This window comes from Delftia sp. RIT313 (genome assembly GCF_000632165.1).
Taxonomy (GTDB): Bacteria; Pseudomonadota; Gammaproteobacteria; order Burkholderiales; family Burkholderiaceae_C; genus Comamonas; species Comamonas acidovorans.
On sequence record NZ_JFYT01000054.1, the window covers coordinates 1 to 12936 of the forward strand.

Consider the following 12936-nt stretch of genomic DNA (forward strand, 5'->3'; position numbering starts at 1 on the left):
GCCCTGCGCATTGCCGAGAAGCTGCGCCAGGCGACCGAGGCCTTGCACGTGCACTGGGGCAAGCAGGTGCTGCGCACGGGGCTGAGCATCGGCCTGGTGCACATCGGCGGCGAGGTCCAGTCGGCCCAGGACCTGCTGCGCATGGCCGACATGGCCTGCTACCGCGCCAAGGAGCGCGGCCGCAACCGCATCTACGTCTACCGCAGCGACGATGGCGAGTACACCCGCCACGTCAGCGAGATGGAATGGGTGACACGCATACGCATGGCGCTGGAGCAGGAGCGCTTTTGCCTGTACGCCCAAAGCATTGCACCGCTGCAGCCCGACGGCCAGCGGGGCCTGCATTTCGAGGTGCTGCTGCGGCTGCGCGACGAGCAGGGCCAGATCATCTCGCCGGCCACCTTCATTCCCGCGGCCGAGCGCTACGGCATCATGCCCACGGTGGACCGCTGGGTGATCGCCAGAACGCTGGCCACGCTGGCCCAGCATCCGGCCGCACTGCGCCACATCGACACCTGCGCCATCAACCTGTCAGGCCCCAGCCTGGATGACGACGGGCTGCTGGACTTCGTGCAGAAACAGCTGAGCACACATGGCATTGCGCCGCAACTGCTGTGCTTCGAGATCACGGAGACCAGCGCCATCGCCAGCCTGTCCAGTGCCACCAGGCTGATCCAGGCCCTGCGCACCCTGGGCTGCCGCTTTGCGCTGGACGACTTTGGCGTGGGCATGTCCTCGCTGACCTATCTGAAGCAGCTGCCCGTGGACTATCTGAAGATCGATGGCGGCTTTGTGCGCGACATGCTCCAGGATCCCAGCAACCACGCCATGGTGGAGATGATCAACCGCATAGGCCACATTCTGGGCAAGCGCACCGTGGCCGAGTATGTGGAAACCCGCGAGATCGCCCAGGCCCTTCAGGCCGTGGGCGTGGACTATGCACAGGGCTTTGCCCTGGCACGGCCCGTGCCGCTGGACACGCATTACTTTGAAAGCGGCGCCCAGGCCGCCCGCCGCGAATGGCAGGGCACGCTGGCGCCGGCCGCCAGCTAGAGGCAAAGGCGCGTCAGCGCGGCTTGCGACCGCCCGGCGCCGCCTTGCGGCCCGAACCGGCAGCGCCCGCAGAACGGGAAGGACCACCCACACCGGGGCGCGGCGGCAGGCCCGTGTGCTGGGTCAGCATTCGGCCCGGCTGGGGCTGGCTGGAACGGAAACGCACATCGCCCGCAGGCTCGCGCGACTCTGCCAGCACCTTGCCCGGCCCGGCATTCTTGCCACCGGCCTTGTTGAGGGCGTAGGCCTTGCCCTGCTGGGACACCACGGCACGTGCGGCCACACCCGTGCCCTGCGTGCTGTTCTTGCGGCGCGCGCTCTGGTAGCCGCCATCGACCAGGGGCTGGAAGGTGGGGATCAGGTGCTGCTTGCCGTTGCCGATGAGGTCGGCACGGCCCATGGCCTTGAGGGCCTCGCGCAGCAGCGGCCAGTTGTTCGGGTCGTGGTAGCGCAGAAAGGCCTTGTGCAGGCGCCGGCGCTTTTCACCGCGCACGATGTCCACCGACTCCTCGTTCACGTCGCGCATCTCGCGGCGCACCTTGGTCAGCGTGTTGCGGCCCGAGTGGTACATGGCCGTGGCCGTGGCCATGGGGCTGGGATAGAAGGTCTGCACCTGGTCGGCGCGGAATCCGTTCTTCTTCAGCCAGATGGCGAGGTTCATCATGTCCTCGTCGCTGGTGCCCGGGTGGGCCGCGATGAAGTACGGAATCAGGTACTGCTTCTTGCCCGCTTCCTCGCTGAACTGCTCGAACATCTGCTTGAAGCGGTCATAGCTGCCGATGCCGGGCTTCATCATCTTGGTCAGCGGCCCGGACTCGGTGTGCTCAGGCGCGATCTTCAGATAGCCGCCCACATGGTGCTGCACCAGCTCCTTAACGTACTCGGGCGACTTCACGGCCAGGTCGTAGCGCAGGCCCGAGCCGATCAGGATCTTCTTGATGCCCGGCAGATTGCGCGCGCGGCGGTAGATCTTGACCAGCGGAGCGTGGTCGGTGTGCAGGTTCTGGCAGATGCCGGGGAACACGCAGCTGGGCTTGCGGCAGGCGGCCTCGATCTCGGGGCTCTTGCAGCCCAGGCGGTACATGTTGGCCGTGGGGCCGCCCAGGTCGGAGATGGTGCCGGTGAAGCCCTTGACCTTGTCGCGGATGTCCTCGACCTCCTGGATGATGGACTCCTCGGAACGGCTCTGGATGATGCGGCCCTCATGCTCGGTGATGGAGCAGAAGGTGCAGCCGCCGAAGCAGCCGCGCATGATGTTGACCGAGGTGCGGATCATCTCCCAGGCCGGGATCTTGGTCTCGCCTTCATGGCTGCCGCTGGCGTCGGCATAGCTGGGATGGGGGCTGCGCGCATAGGGCAGGCCGAAGACCCAGTCCATCTCGGCCGTGGTCAGCGGAATGGGGGGCGGGTTCAGCCACACATCGCGCGCGGTCACGCCCTCGCCGTGGGCCTGGACCAGGGCGCGGGCATTGCCGGGGTTGGTCTCCAGGTGCAGCACGCGATTGGCGTGTGCGTAGAGGATGGGGTCGGCCTTGACCTGCTCGTAGCTGGGCAGGCGCAGCACGGTCTTGTCGCGCGGCGGCTGCTTGCCCTTGCCGCGCAGCGACGGGTTGGGTACGAACTGGATGGTCTGAACGGCGGCGACCGAGGCACCGTCCGGCTTCGCGGCGGCATCACCCTCTTCCTTGGAGCAGGTCTGGCCCTGGGCCTCGGCCTGCTCGCTGGTGGTCATGTAGGGGTTGATGTGGGGCTCGACCACACCGGGCTCGTCCACCACGGAGGAATCCAGCTCGAACCAGCCCGCTTCCGACTCGCGGCGGAAGAAGGCCGTGCCGCGCACATCGGTAATGCTTTCCACGGGCTCGCGCGCGGCCAGGCGGTGGGCCACCTCGACCAGGGCGCGTTCGGCATTGCCGTACAGCAGGATGTCGCACTTGCTGTCCACCACGATGGAGCGGCGCACCTTGTCGCTCCAGTAGTCGTAGTGGGCGATGCGGCGCAGGCTGCCCTCGATGCCGCCGAGCACGATGGGCACGTCCTTGTACGCCTCACGGCAGCGCTGGCTGTAGACAATGGCCGCGCGGTCGGGGCGCTTGCCGCCCACGTCGCCCGGCGTGTAGGCATCGTCGGAGCGGATCTTGCGATCGGCCGTGTAGCGGTTGATCATCGAATCCATGTTGCCCGCCGTCACGCCCCAGAACAGGTTGGGACGGCCCAGGGCCTTGAAGGCCTCGGCGCTCTGCCAGTCGGGCTGGGCGATGATGCCCACGCGAAAGCCCTGCGCCTCCAGCACCCGGCCGATCACCGACATGCCGAAGCTGGGGTGATCCACATAGGCATCGCCCGTCACCAGGATCACGTCGCAGCTGTCCCAGCCAAGCTGGTCCATCTCGGCCCGGCTCATCGGCAGGAACGGGGCCGTGCCGAAGCGCTTGGCCCAGTACGGTCGGTAGCTGGTCAGCGGCTTGGCAGCGCGATGGAAAAAGGAAACGTCAACGGGGGCGTTCATGATGGGCGGTTCGGCTTCTGGGAGCCTGTGCGGAAGGAACCGGCCAGTGTACGTTTCGGCACTCAACCCTGCTGGCTAAGGGTCTTGCTCCAGCCCCCTGATACGGCCTTCCTGCTGCTGCCAGCCCGACCTCTTTGCGGCCTCCTGCGCCAGATAGGCCTTGGGCGTATGCCCGGACCAGCGGCGGAACGCCCGCGCAAACACCTTGGGAGAGTCGTAGCCCGCGTTCTCTGCGATGCGGGCCGATGACAGCCCGCCGGCCTCCATCTGCTGGGCGGCCAGCGCCATGCGGTGCGCCGTCAGGTAGCCGATGGGGGTGGCGCCCACCAGCTGCTTGAAACGCATGCTGAAGCGGGTGCGCGACATGCCGGCCTCGGCCGCCAGCGTCTCCACGCTCCAGCTGCGCTGCGGCTCCCGGTGCATGCAGACGATGGCGCGGGCAATGCAGGCATCGCCCAGGCCCCGCAGCCAGCCTTCACCCACGGCGGCCTCGCGCGCCAGGTGCTCGCGCAGGATGTTGACCAGCAGCAACTCTCCCATGCGCGCGGCCGACAGGCGCCAGCCCGGACGCCGCGCCAGCGTCTCCAGCGTGAGCGACTGCATGGTGGCGGCCAGGCAATCGGCCAGCGGCAGATCGCTTGCGCGGATATGGATCAGCGGCGGCAGGATGCGGAACACCGAATGCCGGCAATAGGCTGAAAACCACAGCAGGGCCGAAAACATGTCGGTCGCCTCGCCCCCGCCGCCATGGCTGAAGACCAGCGGATTTTCGTCCTGCGGGCCTTCGGCATGGCGGGAGATCAGCCGCGAGAACAGCTCGCAGGCCATGCCCAGGTCAGAGGCCACCACATGTGCCGCCCCCATGGGCAGCATGACCAGATCGCCCGGCTCGACCCGCAGCGGCTGCATGCCCTCCACCTGTATCCAGTAAGGCGCGCCGCGCGCCATGCGGATCATGGCGCCCGTGACGCCCGTGGACTTCAGGCTCCACGGCGCGGTCAGCGCAAAACGCGCCGTCACGGCGCGCTCTGACCGGCAAATATCGAGAACTTCGCTCAGCACATCCATGGGGTCGTGGCATCCTTGATTCCGGGCCGATGTTAGCCAGCGCCGGCCACGCGACCACCCGGCAGGACTAGCTGTTTACCCTAGGCTGGAGATCCTGCTGCGCCGCCTGCACCAGCTCGGAGAACTGCCGGGCGCTGCCCAGCCGCTTGGCCGCCAGCAGCGCCAGCTTGACCAGAAACAGCTCGGACTGCTGCGGGCCTGCCGCGTCAATGGCCGTGGCCAGTTGGTCGTAGACGGCTTCCAGACCGGCGATATCCAGGGTGCCGGGCGATTCAAGCGTGTCGGGCGATGTGTGTGCTTGGCTCATGCCTGGGCTCCTTGCGTGCAGGTGGCGTTGTCGAGTGCGGATTGCAGGCGCCGCGCATCCAACGCCAGCCAGCGTGCGCAGACATGCTGGTCAGGCCGCAGCAGGTAGGCGGCGCCAGAAGGTGGATCGGCAGGCACGCCATGGCGTTCGCGGCAGCGGCCCTGACTATCGGAAAGGGTCAGGTCAGCGCCCTGAACTGGCTGCGGCTGCGCCTGGCTGGAGATGGCCACGATGCGCAGGCCCACGCCGCGGCCGCGCACCACGCGGGCAACCTCGCTCAACGCGGGCGGCACGGCCGAGCCATCGGTGAAATACAGCAGGTCGAATCCGCCGCCCAGGTGGTCCAGCAGATAGTCGTCCGGCGCCAGGCACACGTTCTGCGGCGGCGCGCCATGGGCGGGGCCGCCCTTGAACAAATGGTTGTCGTCGTCCCTGCTGTTGAGGGGCGAGCGGGCGTACTCATGGGGGCGTGATGTGCGCCAGTGGTACAGCGGGCGCACGAAGGCCTGGGTGAGCGACAGCGACAGCACCGCATCGCGCAGCAGCCGGAAGCCGCGCGAAGGCGGCGCCATGAAGCGCGTGCTCTTGCCGGCCTCTTCGACAATCTCGCGCGCCGCGCCCACGCGCTCGCTGCTGTAGCTGCCCAGCAACCGGGCCGGCGCCACGCCGCGCGCCACCAGTGCCAGTCGCCAGGCCAGGGCCTGGGCGTCCTGGAAACCGGTGTTGGCGCCGCGCACCCCGAAGATGGGCAGCAGGTGGGCCGCATCGCCCGTGAAGATCACGCGGCCGTGCACGTAGTCCGGCAAGGTCAGCGCGCGCGCCGAGTAGACCGAGCTCCAGTCCATCTCCCAGGGCGTGCCGCCAAAGCCGATCATCTCCAGTTGCGCGTCGATGCGCGCCTTGAGCGATTCGGGCTGCAGTGCCTGCTGCGGATCTTCGCCCGCAGGCAACTGGTAGTCCACGCGCCAGATGCCGTGCGGCTCGCGGTGCATGAGGATGGTGTTGCCGGGGTTCCACACCGGATCGAAGAAGGCCAGGCGCTCGGTGGGCAGCGGCAGGTCGATGCGGATGTCGGCAATCACGAAGCGGCCTTCGTATGACGCCCCTTCCATGACCAGGCCCATGGCCGTGCGTATGCCCGAGCGTGCGCCATCGGCTGCGACCAGCCAGTCGGCTTCCAGCGCATACGGCCCCTCGGGCGTGTCCACCTGCAGCCGCGCTTTTGCAGCGGCGCCTTCGCCAGCCTGCTCCACCCGCTCCACGCGGTTGCCCCAACGCAACTCGATCAGTGGATGGGCCAACACGGCATCGACCAGGTACTCCTCCAAGTACTGCTGCTGCAGGTTGGTCATGGGGAAGAAGCGGTCGTCCTCGCTGTGCGGTGCTTCCATGCGAAACACGCGCTGGCCCCGGTAGAAGGAGTTGCCAAAGCGCCATGGCAGCCCGCTCTCGCTGACCCGCCCAGCCACGCCCACCTGCTGGAGGATCTCCATGGAGCGGCGCGTGAAGACGATGGCACGGCTGCCTTCGGATACCTGCAGCTCGGACTCCAGCAGCACGCATCGCTGCCCGTGGCGCGCCAGCTCCAGTGCTGTGGTCAGGCCTACCGGCCCCGTTCCGACGATGACGACGGGGTGCCGCTGCACCCCCGGATGCTCCGATGGCAGCCAGGGCCGATGCACCTGGTAGCGGTAGTAGATGGACTGCCTGGGCTGGGCATGGGGCTGGTGCATGGGGGTCTCCGTCGTGCGTCTTGTTCAGGGCGCAGTGTAGGCAGCACCGGCCATGGCGATGTCCCCAGATGGGGACAGACTGCGGCGCCCGCCTCCGGGGCTCAGGACAGCGCCTCGGGCGCCATCAACAAGGCAAACAGCTCACGCTGCCCCTGCACGCCCAGTTTGGCGCAGACCCGCTTGAGATAGGTGCGCGCGCTGGACACGGTGATGCCCAGGCGCTGCGCCAGCCGCTCGGCATCAAGCCCCTCGATCACGCAGCGCACCACGTCCAGATCGCGCTGCGTGAGGTGGGCAAAGCGCCCGGCCAGGCGCGCCAGCACCAGCCCCGCCAGATCGTCCTGCAGCGCCTGGCCCGCATAGTGCAGGCGCATGGCCTGCATGACCAGGGGCGCAAAGGCTTCGATGCGTGCGATGGACTGCGCATCAAGGCAGCCGTGCTCCTCGCCCCGGTACAGGTTCACCGCCAGCCACCGTGCGCCAGGCTGCAGGGTCAGCAGCGAGAGCCGCTCCACCAGGCGCGGCAACCCATAGCAGACATGGCGGTACTCGGGATGGCTGACATCGCAGGGGCGCTGGCGGTGCAGCCAGACGCGCGCGGGAGCCTGGGGGTCGCGCTGCTGCCGCGCAAGTTCCGCCTGCATCACGCGCTGTGCGCCGTCGAGGGGATAGAAGCGCTCGCTGTAGTCCTGCGAAATCATGGGCAGCGCTCCCGTGCGTGCCCGGTCGCCAAAACCCAAGATGCGCGGCCGCGATCGGCCCTGGAACGAGAAGATGGTGCACTGCGCCAGCAGCACGTGCCGGCCCAGCAAATGCAGCAACTGCCCGGCCACCTCGTCGCTGCTGGCGCTGGAGCGGCCCACCTGCTCCAGCAGCGCCGTCACATCGCCCAGGGGCACGGGCAGGCTGGCGTCGCTGGCGGAGGCAGGCGCCAGCAGCCAATGGCTGCGGCCTGTGTCAGTGCTCATGGTTCCTGCAGGAATGCAAAAAGGCCGGCGCTTCGCGCAGCCGGCGTGGGTGGGTACGTGGAAATTGGAAATGATAAATCCAGCGCAGCGAGGCAAGAGCCTGCTGCGCCTGGTTCGCGGCCTGTTCGCTTGAGGGTCACCGCCTGTCGGCGGGCCGCTGCACGGTCCAGCCGGACCTGATAGTACTGATGCCGCTGCAGGCCCTTGGCCAGGCGGCACCTGCCATCACCATTCGCCGACGTTGCGAATGCGCTGGTCCAGATCCAGAGGAATGCCGCCGCCAGCGGCTTCATGGTCCTGACCAGCTTGCTCCAGCGCCATGGGCGGGGGACTGAAATGATCGCGGCCAAAGGTGTGTTCGGTGAGAACGGGATCGCGGGAAGGTGGGGTGTTCATGGTTGCGCCTCCTTGACAGAAAGCTTACTGCGAATCTTTCACGATTTCTGTAGGACAAACCTGGATGCAACCCTCTGAAGCTGAAATGACACAAGGTACGCATGCTCACAAATGTGTAGCGCTTCGTAATAAAGGCGTAATGAATCCATGCGCCAAACACCGGACCAGGGACGATCGGGTAAGCTTGCCGCCCTCCATGCCACAGACACTCCGCGCGCCCGCGCACAGCGAACTCATCATCAAGAAAAGCCGCTTCATCGGTTGCGTGCAGCCCATGGCCGACCGCGCCAGCGCCCAGGCGGTGGTCGATGCGCTATGGCGAGAGCACCCCGGCGCCGCCCATGTCTGCTGGGCGCTGCTGGCAGGCGGCCAGTCGGCAGCCGTCGATGACGGCGAGCCCAGCGGCACGGCAGGCCGCCCCATGCTGGACGTGCTGCGCCACCAGGACCTGGAAGGCGTGCTGGCCACCGTGGTGCGCTACTTCGGCGGCGTCAAGCTGGGCGCAGGCGGCCTGGTGCGCGCCTACACCGATGCCGTGGCCCAGGCCCTGCTGACCGCCGAGAAAGTGACACTGCAGCGCATGCAATCGCTGCGCTGCGCCGTGCCCTATGCGCTGGAAGGCCTGGTGCGCCGCGAGATCGATGCAGCAGGCGCCGAGCTGCTCCAGGTCGAGCATGGATCGCTGGTGCAGTTCGATCTGCGCCTGCCGCAGTCGCAGGCTGAAGGCTTTGTGAGCCGCCTCAACGAGAGCGGTCAGGGGCGCGTGGGCTGGATGGAAGTCCACCCCGGCGAATGAGATGCGCCGGGCTCAAGCAGTTCAACCGGCCACCAGAAACCGCTGCGCCAGCAGCACCCAGTAGGCGGCGCCCACGGCGATGTTGTCGTCGTTGAAGTCATAGCCCGGGTTGTGCACCATGCAGGCGCCTTGCTCGCTTCCCTCGCCATTGCCAATCAGCAGATAGCTGCCTGGCACGCGCTGCAGCATGAAGGCGAAGTCTTCGCTGCCCGGCAAGGGTGGCGCCTGCAGCGTGACATGTTCCGGGCCCAGCAGCTCCAGCGCGATCTGGCGCGCGAAGTCCGTCTCCTTGGGCGTGTTGACCAGCACGGCATAGCCGGGTCGCCAGTCGAGTTGCGCCTGCACGCCGAAGCTCTCGGCTTGCGCACTCACCAGGTCGCGAATGCGCTGCTCCAGCAGCCTGCGCACATCGGCATCCAGCGCACGCACGCTCAACTCCAGCGCAGCGCTGTGGGCAATCACGTTGTTGGCCTTGCCTGCGTGGATAGCTCCCACGGTCACCACCGCCATCTGCAGCGGATCGATGTTGCGCGAGACGATGGTCTGCAAGGCCATGATGATGCTGGCGGCCGCAACGATGGGGTCGGCCGTGCGGTGCGGCATGGCACCGTGCCCTCCCACGCCGGTGAGGGTGAGCGTGGCGTAGTCGGAGGACGCCATGGCTGCGCCCTCGCGCAGCGCCAGCCGCCCCTGGGGCAGGCCCGGCATGTTGTGCATGGCGAAGATGGCGTCACAGGGGTGGCGCTCGAACAGCCCGTCTTCCATCATGCGCAAGGCCCCGCCGCCGCCCTCCTCCGCAGGCTGAAAGATCAGCGTGAGCGTTCCGTCGAAGCCGCCGTGCTCGGCCAGATGCCGGGCCGCTGCCAGCAGCATGGCGGTATGGCCGTCATGGCCGCAGGCATGCATCACGCCGTCATGCGTGCTGGCATGGGCGAATTCATTGGCCTCGGCGATGGGCAGCGCGTCCATGTCGGCGCGCAGGCCCAGGCGCCGGCTGCCGCTGCCGCGCACCAGCCGCCCCACCACGCCCGTGCCGCCCAGGCCGCGTTCCACCTCGTAGCCCCATTGCTCCAGTTGCTGCGCGACCAGGGCGCTGGTGCGGTGTTCCTCGAAGCCGAGCTCGGGGTGCCTGTGGATGTCGCGGCGCACATCGACGAAGGCTGCGGCCGAGCCGCGCAAAGTGTCCAGAAGGGTGTTCATGTGCGGCATCTCACTGGGGTTGCAGGCGGATGGAGCGGGCAATGCTGCGATAGCGGGCGGTCTCGGCCTCATAGAACTGCGCGGCCTCAGCCAGCGACATGGGCGCCGCGGCCAGCTGCGTCTGCAGGGCCAGTTGCTCGCGCACGCCCGGGTCCTTGAGCATGGCGCCTATCGCCTGGTGCAGCCTTTGCACCACCTCCTGCGGCGTGTCCTTGCGCACCAGGAAACTGGTCCAGGTCTTGTAGGCGAAGTTTTTCAGCTCCCGGCCCTCACGCACCGTGGGCACATTCTTGAGCAACTCCGATCGCTGCTCACCCAGCTGGCCCAGGATCTTGAGCCGGCCCTGCTCGGCCAGCGCGCCCATGGCTGCGCTGTAGACGAGCACAGCGAAATCGACCTGCCCGCTGCCGATGTCCTGCAGCAGCGGCGCGTTGCCCTTGTAGGGCGCATGCATGAGTTGTATGCCAGCGTCCTGCTGCACCTTCTCCAGGATCAGGTGATAGAGCGAGCCAATGCCGACACTGCCGTAGGACAGCGGCCGGCTGGCGCTTTTGCGGGCCAGTGCGATCAGCTCATCCACGTTGCCGGCCTCCAGGTCCTTGCGGGCGACAAACACCATCACGGCCTCGGCCACGGGATGGACCAGTCGGAAATCCTCCGCCTTGAGCCGCACGGCCGCATTGGCCAGGGGCGACAGGATCACCTCGTTGGGCGAGCCCTGGAAGACAAAGTGCCCGTCAGGCGGAGCGGCCAGCACTTTCTGCGCGGCCATGGCACCGCTCACGCCGCCCAGGTTCTCCACAATGACCTGCTGGCCCAGTGCCTTGGACAGCGGCACGCTGAAGATGCGGGCAATGGCGTCCGAAGGGCCGCCGGCCGGATAGGGAACCATCAGGCTTACGGGCCTGGAGGACGGGCTCTGCGCACAGGCCAGGCCCGCGCTCAGCAGCAGGCCGGCGCCCGTCAGCCAAACGCGCTGGAACAAAAATCTCATCATGTCTCCTTGGTGGATGGCTCCGGCTCGGTCGGCCGGATACGCGGCATCCTAGGAGCCGGGTCATCGAACGTCCAATGCATTGTTGGCTGCATTAGCATGAGTTTCATGCAGACTTCAGGGCGCGAAAAATCATGACGCTGGTGCAGCTCAGGCATCTCATATCGGTGGCGCAGACCGGCTCCTTCAGCCGCTCGGCCGAGGCCATGCATCTGACACAGCCGGCCCTCAGCCGCAGCGTGCGCGCGCTGGAGCAGGAGCTGGGCATACCCTTGTTCGACCGCATCGGCCGCCACAGCGAACTCACAGCCTTCGGCCGCGAGATGCTGGGACGGGCGCGCGCCCTGGTGGCCGAGGCCGACGAGCTGCGTGACAGGGGGCGCCAATTGCGCGAGGGTGCGGCCGGCACCGTGCGTGTGGGCCTGGGATCGGGCCCCGGCGCAATATTGATGACGCCGTTCCTGCAGCACATGACCGTGCACCATCCCGGCGTGCGAACCGAGGTGGCGCGCGGCAGCACCGATCTGCTGGTGCACTCGCTACGCGAGCGCCTGCTCGATGCCCTGGTCGTGGACCTGCGCGCGCTGCGGCCCGCACCCGACCTTGCGCTGGACGTCGTGCACGAAATGCGCGCCGCCTTCATGTGCCGCACCGACCATCCACTGGCCCGCCTGCAGCGGGATCTGCGCTTCGAGGATGTGCAGCGCTACCCCGTCGCCTCCACCCCGCTGAGCGACCAGGTGGCCTGGCTGCTGGTGGAGACCTATGGCGCCATGGCCCACCCGGCGCGGTTCGTCACACTGCAGTGCGAGGAGCTGCCCAGCCTCGTGGATGTTGCGCGCAACAGCGACACCGTGCTGCTGGCCGTTCGCGCCGTCGCCCCGGACCTGGCCGAATTGCCAATGGACCCGCCCATGCGCAGCACCGCCCGCTTCGGGCTGGTCACGCTGCGTCAGCGCAGCGAGGCGCCGACGCTGGCAATCCTGCGAGGGCTGATGGGGAAGTTGATGGCCGACGATGCCCCTGCGCCGGAACGGGCGCCCAGCCATGGCGGAAGGCTGGGCCGCATGGCATTGCCAGACTGATTTGATACCGGTGATCACCCATCGAATACCCTCAATGCAAAATCGCAAGCCGGGACAACGAGTCACGTGAAATTAAATAGTTAGCACAGCCTGTTCTCAAGGTCCGATTAATGAAATTTCCCAAAGGAACGCCCCAGGCAATGAGCAACTGCCAGCCCCTCACTTTTCAATAGCAAAACAGCTTCACAAATGACATATTCAACTAAACCATCATCCGCATGCAGGCTGCTATTTTCCAAATTTATTAGACCATCTTCCGAAAAATAAATATTATTCGCATGCAGCGCGGAGGAGGACATTAAAACAATAAATACCGCCATAGTGGAAAATGATTTTTCATATCGAACTCTCATTTCAACCCCTTTATCTCATCGTTTTCGAATTGATACTGACGAGCAGTAGTCCACAGATTCTGCACACAGCACGCGTTGTCTGTGGACGCCCGCATGATGGCGCGAAAGCTTTCATCGCTCATTTCGCTGTGGCAAGCCACCATTGCGGTATCGCCTATATTCACCACAGGCGCATTCATACCGCAAACATGCTCATATCCCTTTCGCAATCATCTGAAGTGGCATTAGTCTGGTTTCACCTATATTCGCAGCCATCATTTCCATCAATTTCGACGACTCGCTCGTTTGCGCCATCATCATCAGGGGCGGCATACTATATGAGCTGCCAAAAGCCTGTGCCGCATTGGAGGAGGAAAAATTCTCGAATGAAATGCCGTTCGCTTGCACTGCAGGGGCCCAGAGCCCGCACACAGCGATTGCCAGTGGGGTTGCAAGTCTTGGATATCGCATCTTCATGGTATTTCCTTTATGCAC

General features: G+C 66.3%; 13 protein-coding genes. 3 read left to right on the forward strand and 10 right to left on the reverse strand.

Going from position 1 to position 12936, the window contains the following annotated elements; all coding sequences use genetic code 11:
• Window positions 1-1053: GGDEF domain-containing phosphodiesterase (locus BW39_RS15945; RefSeq protein ID WP_043822932.1), on the forward strand; the 1053-nt coding region annotated here is incomplete at its 5' end.
• 13 nt (window positions 1054-1066) lie between these two features.
• Here BW39_RS15945 and BW39_RS15950 read toward each other — a convergent pair.
• From BW39_RS15950 to BW39_RS31700, 6 genes are all read right to left on the reverse strand, one after another.
• Complete coding sequence (locus tag BW39_RS15950) at window positions 1067-3562, reverse strand: YgiQ family radical SAM protein (RefSeq protein ID WP_034394236.1); 2496 nt, start codon at window positions 3560-3562, stop codon at window positions 1067-1069.
• A gap of 75 nt (window positions 3563-3637) precedes the next feature.
• Window positions 3638-4630: an AraC family transcriptional regulator gene (locus BW39_RS15955; protein ID WP_043822934.1), complete on the reverse strand. Its 993-nt coding sequence runs from the start codon at window positions 4628-4630 to the stop codon at window positions 3638-3640.
• Between the two features lie 67 nt (window positions 4631-4697).
• Entirely contained in the window at window positions 4698-4937 is a 240-nt protein-coding gene (locus BW39_RS15960) for a hypothetical protein (protein WP_043822935.1), read from the reverse strand.
• On the reverse strand, window positions 4934-6670 hold the full coding sequence (locus tag BW39_RS15965) for an FAD-dependent monooxygenase (RefSeq protein WP_043822936.1): 1737 nt from the start codon (window positions 6668-6670) through the stop codon (window positions 4934-4936). The genes BW39_RS15960 and BW39_RS15965 overlap by 4 nt, the downstream gene beginning before the upstream one ends.
• Before the next feature lie 101 nt (window positions 6671-6771).
• Window positions 6772-7638, reverse strand: a complete 867-nt coding sequence (locus tag BW39_RS15970) for a helix-turn-helix transcriptional regulator (protein ID WP_043822939.1) — start codon at window positions 7636-7638, stop codon at window positions 6772-6774.
• A 225-nt stretch (window positions 7639-7863) separates the two neighbouring features.
• Entirely contained in the window at window positions 7864-8034 is a 171-nt protein-coding gene (locus tag BW39_RS31700; RefSeq protein WP_012205835.1) for a hypothetical protein, read from the reverse strand.
• 196 nt (window positions 8035-8230) lie between these two features.
• On the opposite strand from BW39_RS31700, the gene BW39_RS15975 reads away from it, so the two are divergent.
• Window positions 8231-8830 carry an IMPACT family protein gene (locus BW39_RS15975; RefSeq protein WP_013802201.1) on the forward strand — a complete coding sequence of 200 codons (600 nt, stop codon included), beginning with the start codon at window positions 8231-8233 and terminating at the stop codon, window positions 8828-8830.
• Window positions 8831-8851: 21 nt separating this feature from the next.
• On the opposite strand, the gene BW39_RS15980 is transcribed toward BW39_RS15975, so the two are convergent.
• Both BW39_RS15980 and BW39_RS15985 read right to left on the reverse strand, forming a co-directional pair.
• Window positions 8852-10030: a M20 aminoacylase family protein gene (locus tag BW39_RS15980; protein WP_043822990.1), complete on the reverse strand. Its 1179-nt coding sequence runs from the start codon at window positions 10028-10030 to the stop codon at window positions 8852-8854.
• Window positions 10031-10040: 10 nt separating this feature from the next.
• Window positions 10041-11024 carry a tripartite tricarboxylate transporter substrate binding protein gene (locus BW39_RS15985; protein ID WP_043822942.1) on the reverse strand — a complete coding sequence of 328 codons (984 nt, stop codon included), beginning with the start codon at window positions 11022-11024 and terminating at the stop codon, window positions 10041-10043.
• 134 nt (window positions 11025-11158) lie between these two features.
• On the opposite strand from BW39_RS15985, the gene BW39_RS15990 reads away from it, so the two are divergent.
• Entirely contained in the window at window positions 11159-12109 is a 951-nt protein-coding gene (locus BW39_RS15990; RefSeq protein ID WP_043822945.1) for a LysR family transcriptional regulator, read from the forward strand.
• A gap of 107 nt (window positions 12110-12216) precedes the next feature.
• Here BW39_RS15990 and BW39_RS31085 read toward each other — a convergent pair whose 3' ends face one another.
• Both BW39_RS31085 and BW39_RS31090 read right to left on the reverse strand, forming a co-directional pair.
• On the reverse strand, window positions 12217-12462 hold the full coding sequence (locus tag BW39_RS31085; RefSeq protein ID WP_152547250.1) for a hypothetical protein: 246 nt from the start codon (window positions 12460-12462) through the stop codon (window positions 12217-12219).
• 192 nt (window positions 12463-12654) lie between these two features.
• Window positions 12655-12918, reverse strand: coding sequence for a hypothetical protein (locus tag BW39_RS31090; protein ID WP_152547251.1), 264 nt, complete (start codon window positions 12916-12918; stop codon window positions 12655-12657).
• Between the last annotated feature and the right edge of the window lie 18 nt (window positions 12919-12936).

What these genes read in the sequence shown, in the direction of transcription:
- BW39_RS15955 (WP_043822934.1), bottom strand. Translation starts at nt 4,630, where the DNA reads ATGGATGTGCTGAGCGAAGTTCTCGATATTTGCCGGTCAGAGCGCGCC.
- BW39_RS31085 (WP_152547250.1), bottom strand. Translation starts at nt 12,462, where the DNA reads ATGAGAGTTCGATATGAAAAATCATTTTCCACTATGGCGGTATTTATT.
- BW39_RS15965 (WP_043822936.1), bottom strand. Translation starts at nt 6,670, where the DNA reads ATGCACCAGCCCCATGCCCAGCCCAGGCAGTCCATCTACTACCGCTAC.
- BW39_RS15950 (WP_034394236.1), bottom strand. Translation starts at nt 3,562, where the DNA reads ATGAACGCCCCCGTTGACGTTTCCTTTTTCCATCGCGCTGCCAAGCCG.
- BW39_RS15990 (WP_043822945.1), top strand. Translation starts at nt 11,159, where the DNA reads ATGACGCTGGTGCAGCTCAGGCATCTCATATCGGTGGCGCAGACCGGC.
- BW39_RS15970 (WP_043822939.1), bottom strand. Translation starts at nt 7,638, where the DNA reads ATGAGCACTGACACAGGCCGCAGCCATTGGCTGCTGGCGCCTGCCTCC.
- BW39_RS15980 (WP_043822990.1), bottom strand. Translation starts at nt 10,030, where the DNA reads ATGAACACCCTTCTGGACACTTTGCGCGGCTCGGCCGCAGCCTTCGTC.
- BW39_RS31090 (WP_152547251.1), bottom strand. Translation starts at nt 12,918, where the DNA reads ATGAAGATGCGATATCCAAGACTTGCAACCCCACTGGCAATCGCTGTG.
- BW39_RS15985 (WP_043822942.1), bottom strand. Translation starts at nt 11,024, where the DNA reads ATGAGATTTTTGTTCCAGCGCGTTTGGCTGACGGGCGCCGGCCTGCTG.
- BW39_RS15960 (WP_043822935.1), bottom strand. Translation starts at nt 4,937, where the DNA reads ATGAGCCAAGCACACACATCGCCCGACACGCTTGAATCGCCCGGCACC.
- BW39_RS31700 (WP_012205835.1), bottom strand. Translation starts at nt 8,034, where the DNA reads ATGAACACCCCACCTTCCCGCGATCCCGTTCTCACCGAACACACCTTT.
- BW39_RS15975 (WP_013802201.1), top strand. Translation starts at nt 8,231, where the DNA reads ATGCCACAGACACTCCGCGCGCCCGCGCACAGCGAACTCATCATCAAG.